Source organism: Variovorax sp. P4_D9, from assembly GCF_056401695.1.
The window spans coordinates 1-1,413 of record NZ_JBFUIU010001423.1 but is presented as its reverse complement, the minus strand read 5'-3'; the positions used below and the strand labels follow the sequence as shown (position 1 = coordinate 1,413).

2 protein-coding genes and 1 pseudogene are annotated in these 1,413 nt (G+C 71.2%); all 3 read left to right on the top strand.

What is annotated here, in order from left to right; translation table 11 throughout:
- Positions 1-191: pseudogene (locus AC1DY5_RS55615) on the top strand (polyhydroxyalkanoate depolymerase); the annotation flags it as partial.
- Between the two features lie 4 nt (positions 192-195).
- Positions 196-825, top strand: coding sequence for an RnfABCDGE type electron transport complex subunit B (locus AC1DY5_RS55610; protein ID WP_478122702.1), 630 nt, complete (start codon positions 196-198; stop codon positions 823-825).
- Positions 822-1,413 (top strand): LysE family translocator (locus tag AC1DY5_RS55605; protein ID WP_478122701.1); only part of this gene is annotated, 592 nt, incomplete at its 3' end. The genes AC1DY5_RS55610 and AC1DY5_RS55605, both read left to right, overlap by 4 nt.

Here is a 1,413-nt window from a genome sequence, read left to right as displayed (position 1 = left end):
AGCATGTCTATCCCGAGGTCCGCGCCTTCATCGCGGCGCACGACAAGCCGCAAAAGCGCGCGACCCGCACGATCCTGGCCGCGGAAGACCAGATCAAGGGCAGCCCGGCGAAGAAGAGGACGGTGGCCGTGGCCGCCGGCAAGACCACTGCGGCGCGCCGATCGACGCCGGCCCGGCGCAAGGCCGGCTGAGGCCGTGACGCCGACGGCCGCACGCCTGCTGGATGCGCTGCCGCAGACGCAGTGCACCCGCTGCGGCTACCCCGATTGCGCCGGCTACGCCGAAGCCATCAACGCCGGCGAGGCCGACATCAACCAATGTCCGCCCGGGGGTGCCGAGGGCGTCGAGCGACTGGCGCAGCTGGCGGGCAAAGCCGCACGCCCGATCGATCCGCAATTCGGCGTTGAGGGACCGCGCGCCCTGGCGGTGATCGACGAAGCCTGGTGCATCGGCTGCACGCTGTGCCTCGATGCCTGCCCCACCGATGCCATCGTCGGCATCCACAAGCGCATGCACACCGTGATCGACGCGCATTGCACCGGCTGCGAGCTGTGCATTCCGGTCTGCCCGGTCGACTGCATTTCGCTAGAAACTGTCACGCCGGGCCGCAGCGGCTGGCAGGCCTGGTCTCGCGCGCAAGCCGACCACGCGCGCGCACGCTATGCCGCCCATGCCGCGCGACAAGCGCGCAGCGGGCCCGTGCTTGCGCCGCAGGGCGAGCTGCAACCGGACGCGCCCGAGGCGGCCGACCGCAAGCGGACGATCGTCGAAGCCGCGCTGGCGCGCGCCCGAGCCGCGGCCGCCAACACCCCACGCAAGCCATGAGCCTCGACACCCTGCTGCTCTTCATCCTGGCCTCGACGGCGCTGGCCATCACGCCCGGCCCGACGATGCTGCTGGCGCTCTCCAACGGCATCTCCGGCGGCATGCGCGCGGCGGCCTGGGGCATTGCCGGTGCGTCGCTCGGAAGCAGCATCGTGATCGCCACGGTGGCGCTCGGGCTGGGCTCCTTGCTGGCAGCGTCCGAGTGGCTGTTCAATGCGATCCGCGTCGCCGGCGTTCTCTATCTGGTCTGGCTCGGCATCAAGCTCTGGCGCACCCCGCCGACTGACGTCGGCGCCGTGCTGGCTGCCTCGTCGAGTCGGCCGCTGCGCGGACGGCTGGCGCTCATGCGCAGCCTGGCCGTGGCCCTGTCGAACCCGAAGTCGCTGTTGTTCTTCGCCGCCTTCCTGCCCCAGTTCGTCGACATCGCCCATCCCCAAGGGCCGCAGTACGTAGTGTTGGCCGCGATCTTCGTCGGCGTCGACACCCTGGTGATGCTGGCCTATGCGACCGCCGGCACCCAGGCCGTGCGCTGGCTCTCGCAGCGCAGCCTGCGGGCGCTGAACCGCGGCTGCGCGGCGGGTATGTGGC